The sequence below is a fragment of the Mesorhizobium sp. P3_A9 genome, assembly GCF_056402975.1.
On record NZ_JBFUGJ010000385.1, the window covers coordinates 1 to 5,328 of the forward strand.

At 63.9% G+C, this 5,328-nt stretch carries 7 protein-coding genes; 3 read left to right on the forward strand and 4 right to left on the reverse strand.

Translation table 11 applies throughout. From position 1 onward, the window contains the following. On the reverse strand, positions 1-694 hold a 694-nt coding region (locus AC1DX0_RS30515), incomplete at its 3' end, for a TIGR02281 family clan AA aspartic protease (RefSeq protein ID WP_477358149.1). Between the two features lie 108 nt (positions 695-802). After that, positions 803-1,033 carry a DUF1289 domain-containing protein gene (locus AC1DX0_RS30520; protein ID WP_477358152.1) on the reverse strand — a complete coding sequence of 77 codons (231 nt, stop codon included), beginning with the start codon at positions 1,031-1,033 and terminating at the stop codon, positions 803-805. A 197-nt stretch (positions 1,034-1,230) separates the two neighbouring features. On the opposite strand from AC1DX0_RS30520, the gene AC1DX0_RS30525 reads away from it, so the two are divergent. Next, entirely contained in the window at positions 1,231-2,229 is a 999-nt protein-coding gene (locus AC1DX0_RS30525; protein ID WP_477220515.1) for a nicotinate-nucleotide--dimethylbenzimidazole phosphoribosyltransferase, read from the forward strand. Positions 2,230-2,249: 20 nt separating this feature from the next. Here the strand turns inward: AC1DX0_RS30525 and AC1DX0_RS30530 are convergent, their stop codons facing one another. Together AC1DX0_RS30530 and AC1DX0_RS30535 are read right to left on the reverse strand one after the other, a co-directional pair. Beyond that, the gene (locus tag AC1DX0_RS30530) at positions 2,250-2,777 is read right to left on the reverse strand and encodes a GNAT family N-acetyltransferase (protein ID WP_477220516.1); all 528 of its coding nucleotides are present in this window, start codon (positions 2,775-2,777) and stop codon (positions 2,250-2,252) included. 52 nt (positions 2,778-2,829) lie between these two features. Further along, on the reverse strand, positions 2,830-4,350 hold the full coding sequence (locus AC1DX0_RS30535; protein WP_477220517.1) for a sensor histidine kinase: 1,521 nt from the start codon (positions 4,348-4,350) through the stop codon (positions 2,830-2,832). Positions 4,351-4,426: 76 nt separating this feature from the next. Here AC1DX0_RS30535 and AC1DX0_RS30540 point away from each other — a divergent pair, with 76 nt between their 5' ends. Both AC1DX0_RS30540 and AC1DX0_RS30545 read left to right on the forward strand, forming a co-directional pair. Next, entirely contained in the window at positions 4,427-5,050 is a 624-nt protein-coding gene (locus tag AC1DX0_RS30540; RefSeq protein WP_477220518.1) for a thermonuclease family protein, read from the forward strand. Between the two features lie 34 nt (positions 5,051-5,084). After that, the coding region (locus tag AC1DX0_RS30545; RefSeq protein WP_477358155.1) for a glutathione S-transferase N-terminal domain-containing protein at positions 5,085-5,328 on the forward strand (244 nt) is incomplete at its 3' end.

The following is a 5,328-nucleotide window of genomic DNA, read 5'->3' on the forward strand; positions in this document are numbered from 1 at the left end:
CCATCCGGTCGCCGCGCACGTCGAAGCCCGAAAGCGAGCCGATGAAGTTCATGCCGAGCAGGCTTTGGCTCAGCATGCCGGGGGCTGCGACCATCACCGACATGTCCTTGCGCACGATGCCGCCGATCGCCACCGCGTCGGTTTTGACCGCCGCGGCGCGCGCCATGCCGTTGGCAGTTGAAACCGGTATCGTGTAGTTGAGCACCGCCGGGTTGAAGCCTGCGGCCTGCGCGTCTTCCGATGTCAGCACGGTGCTGGTCGCGCCGGTGTCGACAATAGCCCGAACCGGATTGCCGTTGACCAGGATGCGCGCTTCGAAATGGCCATTGTCGGCCTTGTCGAGCGTCACCGTGGCGTGACCGTCCTCGACGCCAAGCGCCAGCGGACTGCCGGGAACGAGGCCCGCGGTCACCCGGCTGGCGACGTCCTGCAGTTCGTAGCGATACTGGTAGCCGGCGATTAGCGCGAGCACGATTGCCGCCCAGGCGCCGAGGTTGCGAGCCATGTCGCCCCACGGGCGGCCCGAGCGCAGCAGGCCAGCGCCGATGAGGGCGCCGAAGGCGCCAAGCCAGATCAGCCTGCCGAAATCGTARTTCTCGACCCCAAGCGTGCTGCCGGCGGAATCGTTGAGCATGAGCAGGACTGCTCCCACGCCGATCACCGCCATCAGAATCCAGAACAGCCGACTGCTCATCCGTGCCTCGCTAGAGCAATTCCAGGAAAGTGTAGAACGGTTCTTCGTCCGGAATTGCGTTAAAACAATGAGTTAGAGCGGTCCGCCGTTTCCGTGAAAGGGTGAACTCTAGAGTGCGTCGCGTTCGCGGGCCATACGGGTGCGGCGCGTCTCCCGGCGCGGCCGGCGCTCGACCGTTTCCAGCCGGGCCGGCAATTCGGCCATCACASTGCGGCGTGTTTCCGGCGTCATCCCCATCCAGGCGCCGATTTCCTCGCGCGTGCGGCCGCAACCGAAGCAGAAGCCGGTTTTCATATCGATCGAACAGACAAGGATGCAGGGAGATTCGATGACGGTCATGACTTTCGCTTGAGGGATCCGTACGGAATCCGCTCTTTCACCTCCACATGGTGCAACGGCAAAGCCAATGCAAGCCCTCGCGTTCGCGCCTTCCCAGGCCATCTTTGCGGCAATCAAGGCGGATGTTTGCGAGAGGTTGTGCCGATCACGCAACGCGGCTATGCCGCTCACCAACTCCAGGAATGATTGCTCACGACATGACCAGCGCTCTGCCTTTCGATGATTTTCGCAACCTGCTCGACAATCTGCCGGCAGCCGACCTCAAAGCCGAAGCGCGCGTGCGCACACTGTTTGCCAAGGCCGACAAGCCGGCGCATTCACTCGGCCGCATCGAGGACATCGCCGCGTGGCTTGCCGCCTGGAGCGGCCGGGCTCCGCCTGCCGTGACAAGACCGCTGATGGCTGTCTTTGCCGGCAACCATGGTGTTGTCAGGCACGGCATTTCGCCGCGACCGGTGGCGGCAACCGCCAACGCGGTCGAGCTTTGCGCGGCCGGCGGTGCGGCAATCAACCAGATCTGCATCGCCAACGATCTCGGGCTGAAAGTGTTCGATCTTGCCTTGCACATACCGACCGGCGACATCACCGATGACGACGCGCTCGATGAACGCGGCTGCGCGGCCACCATGGCCTTCGGCATGGAAGCGATCGCGGGCGGCACCGATTTGCTTTGCCTCGGCGATCTCGGCGTCGGCAATTCCACCGTCGCCGCCGCGCTGCTTGCCGCACTGTTCGGGGGCAGGGGTGCCGATTGGGTCGGCCCGGGATCCGGCGCCGATGCAGCGATGCAGGCGCGCAAGGCGGAGGTGGTCGATGCGGCGCTGGCCTTTCACGGGGGCCATCTCGAGGACCCGTTAGAGGTGCTGCGCCGGGTCGGCGGCCGCGAGTTCGCGGCGATAGCCGGCGCCATCCTCGCCGCGCGGATGCAGAATATTCCCGTGCTGCTCGACGGCTTCGCGGCAACGGCAGCCGCAGCGGTGCTTTATGTCGCGACCCCCGCAGCGCTAGACCATTGTCTGCTCGCCAGCCTGTCGCCGGAGCCCGCGCACGCCAAGGCCGCCGAGTTGCTTGGCTTCCGCCCATTGCTTGACCTCGATATAAGCCATGGCGAAGGGGCAGGGGCAGCCCTTGGCGCTGGCCTGGTCAAGGCGGCGGCGCTGACCAGTTCAGGCATGGCGGCGGCTGTTCGGGGCTAGGATCCTTGGTCCTCGGCGTATCAACGCCTGAGATTGGGGATGCGATAGACGACTGAGCTGTACTTCGGATTGGAGCGGGTCTCGACGATCGACCCGCCGAGGCCTTCCGCGATTCGCCGGCTCGCCAGGTTCTCTTCGGCGACAGGGTACTCGAAGCAATCGGGATTGAGCTCGTCGGACGCCCACGCCGCCACAGCGGCGACGGCCTCCCGGCCAATGCCGTTTCCATGGACGTCCTGCCTTATCCAAATCCCGATCTCGGGGCAGGCCGTCTTGGCCGCGTGAAGGCCGACAAGCCCCAGACAGCGATCATCCGCCAGTGAACGCACAACGAAATGCAGATCCGATCCGTCAAGGATCGGCGCCAGCCAGGATCGCCATACCTCGGCAAAGGCCGTTGATGATCGAGGTGGTTCCCACTGCATGAAACGGGTGATGGTGGGCGTGATGGCGGCAAAGACCTCGTCAGCGTCGTCTGATATAAACAGCCTAAGGCGAAGCCGTTCCGATCTGATTTCGACGCGGCTTGCATCCCAATCTCCGGTCATTGCGGTCCGCGTTTCTCCTTGAGGCCGAGTGGAGGCAGGTCGCCGGGGTAGCCTAGCGCCTTCGCGCCGCGACCGCGGCCGTCGGCAGTGCAGGCAGTTCTTCCATCACCCGGCTCAGCGGGAAGATGGCGATCGCCTCGGTGCCTTCGCGCAGCTTGGAATGAAGCTCGAACTCGCCACCATGCATGGCGAGCAGGCCTTGCACGATCGGCAGGCCAAGCCCGGTGCCCTGTTCGGCACTCTTGATGGCGATCGAGCCCTGGCCGAAGGCCGAGAGCACGATCGGGATCTCGTCCTCGGGAATGCCGGGGCCATTGTCCTTGATCGAAATGTATTGTCCGCCGCCTGCCGTCCAGCCGACCCGGACACGCACTTCGCCGCCGGTGGCGGTGAATTTTATGGCGTTCGACAAAAGGTTGAGCGTGATCTGCCGCACGGCGCGCTCGTCGGCGAACAGCCGCGGCAATGTCGCTTCGAAATCCTGGATGACCCGGATATCCTTGTTGCGCGCCCTCAGCTCCATCATATGGCAGCAGTCCTCGACGATGTTGAGCAACATCACCGGCTCTTCGTTGAGTTGGTAGCGGCCAGCCTCGATGCGCGACAGGTCGAGTATCTCGTTGATCAGGTCGAGCAGGTGCTGGCCGGAATCATGCACGTCGTGCGCATAGTCGCGATAGGTGGGATTGCTCATCGGCCCCAGCACCTCGTTCGCCATCACCTCGGAAAAGCCGAGAATGGCGTTGAGCGGCGTGCGCAGCTCATGGCTCATCGACGCGAGGAAACGCGACTTTGCCAGATTGGCGTCCTCGGCCCGCCGCCGCGCCTCGTCCGACATCGATTTTGCTGTCTCCACTTCGGCGATCAGCGCGTCCTTTTCGGAGCGGAACGACAACAGCATCAGGGAGAAGCGGTTGAGGTGACGGGCGATATAGGCGAAGAAGGGCAGCGACGCGACGAGCAGTCCGGCCATGATCGCCTCGACCGGCATCCACAGCTTGATCCCGGCATAGGCATAGAGCGCCACCGGCACGGCAAAGGTCGCCAGCAGCGCGCCGCTCAGGGATGAAGCCATCAGAGCGGTCCCGGCCATGGCAAACAGCAGCACGACCGCCTTGATCACCTGGAACTGGTCGACCTCGCAGGCACCGCAGCCCAGCCAGACGAACCAGGCCCAGCCGAGGCCGCAAAGGAAATGGCCGGCCAGGAATTCCCGTTGCGCTTGCAAGGGGTTGAGTTCGGAAGCTTCCGTACGCTCAATCCGCCGCGCCATGAAGACGACGATCGTATAGGAGGTGAGCGTGAACAGCGCCCAGAGCCCGATCTCGTTGCCGATTCCGGTGAGCCGGCCGACTGCTGCGATTGCCAGGACGAGCAGCGGGATGACCACGGCGCCGCTTGTCATGGCGCGCGCGTGGAGTTTTAGCAGTTCGCGGTCGAAATCGGGATTGCCGGCCTGTTGCGAAAGACGGTCGCGCGTCTTGCGCACCGCGCGCGCCACATCGCTGTTGCGATGGGGTTTCCTGCGGTCCACAATGAACTTGTCCGCTGTGTTCGAGCGTTGCAAGGGCATCAAAAACTTCGATTTATACGGGCAGCGGTTTCAAGGTGTTAAGCTACGTTCGAATGATTAACCAACCGTTTGCCATATGAGTCGTTCATGGTCGCCAAGATCGCGCCGGCGGTACGCGGCGCCGCCCCCGAGAAGCCTGTGGCGCAAAGTGCTGGACTACGGGCTGGCCACCATCATTCTGGGACTGCTGATGCTGCTGGCGGCGCGCCTCGATCGGGTGGAAACGCCACAGACGCAAGGTGCCGCCATCATCAATGACGGCGATTCCATCACACTCGGCACCGAGCGCATCCGCATGCGCGGCATCGATGCCCCGGAATACACCCAGACCTGCCGCAGGAACGGTGCGGATTATGCCTGTGGCACGCTGGCGCGCCAGGCGCTGGTGCGCCTGATTGCCGGCAGGCCGGTCACCTGCAGCGGCTGGCAGCGGGATCGCTATGGCCGGCTGCTTGGCGACTGCAAGGCCGGCGGCACCGATCTCAACCGCGCCCAGGTCGAGGCGGGCTGGGCCGTTGCCTTCGGCGACTACGAAAGTGAGGAAGCGACTGCCCGCGTGGCAAAGGCCGGTATCTGGGCAGGTACGTTCGACCAGCCGCAGGACTGGCGCGACAGCCATCACGGCGAGGTCGTGGAGCGAAAGCACGGTACACTGGCGTCGATCGGCGATGCCGTGCGGGAGATTTTTCGCTTCTGGTGACGCGCATTGGCTCAGAAGGAAAAGGGAGGATCGAATGAAACTCTATGACGGCGGCCGGGCGCCCAATCCACGGCGGGTTCGCGTTTTCCTCGCCGAGAAGGGGATCGCTGTTCCTCTGGTGTCTGTCGACATGGGCGCTTTCGAGCACAAGGGCGAAACGGTTAGCTCTCGCAATCCTTTGCAACGCCTGCCGGTGCTGGAGCTTGACGATGGCACCGTCATCACCGAATCCGTCGCCATCTGCCGCTATTTCGAGGAATTGCACCCCGAGCCGGCCC

Bases quoted from the DNA above. Each gene is read 5' to 3' on its own strand.
- AC1DX0_RS30540 (WP_477220518.1), top strand. From the start codon at position 4,427: ATGAGTCGTTCATGGTCGCCAAGATCGCGCCGGCGGTACGCGGCGCCG.
- AC1DX0_RS30535 (WP_477220517.1), bottom strand. From the start codon at position 4,350: ATGCCCTTGCAACGCTCGAACACAGCGGACAAGTTCATTGTGGACCGC.
- AC1DX0_RS30530 (WP_477220516.1), bottom strand. From the start codon at position 2,777: ATGACCGGAGATTGGGATGCAAGCCGCGTCGAAATCAGATCGGAACGG.
- AC1DX0_RS30525 (WP_477220515.1), top strand. From the start codon at position 1,231: ATGACCAGCGCTCTGCCTTTCGATGATTTTCGCAACCTGCTCGACAAT.